1 protein-coding gene is annotated in these 416 nt (G+C 68.8%); it reads left to right on the top strand.

The window, feature by feature from the left end:
• A partial coding sequence (locus tag BAE31_RS19645) for a hypothetical protein (RefSeq protein ID WP_170871285.1) occupies positions 1–416 on the top strand: 416 nt, incomplete at both ends.

The following is a 416-nucleotide window of genomic DNA, read 5'->3' as shown; positions in this document are numbered from 1 at the left end:
GGCGAGATCATCGAGGAGTATCAAGCCGCCGCCGCAATGGTGGATTACCTCAGGAGCGTGGGTGGGCCCGTGATCAGGCCCGAGATGCTCAAGCGCTACAGCGCGCAGCTCGATGCCCTCACCGACGCAGCGGAGCACGCCCTGAGTGCTGCGTTGCGTGAGCAGGAGTGGAACGTGCCGCAGGTCACAGTGCCTTCGGGATATCCCGCACGGCAGGTGCCGCGACGCCTGGCCAGGACCCGGGGCGGACGCGTCACGCTGGCCGATGAGGTCACGGTGGACGGCCAGACCCAGGTGCTCCAGCGTGACCCGGTCAGCCATGCACGGGCCAAGACCTTTCGCCAGGAGGGCGACCAATGGGTGGAGGCGCCGGTCGAAACGCCGCCGCCTGTTGCGCTCCCGCCCTCCCCAGACCT

Source organism: Bacillus sp. I-2 (assembly GCF_001974945.1).
In the GTDB taxonomy this organism is placed as follows: Bacteria; Bacillota; Bacilli; order Bacillales; family Bacillaceae; genus Bacillus; species Bacillus safensis.
Note: the sequence above shows the minus strand (reverse complement) of the source record. Positions and strands in the feature narration are given on the sequence as shown.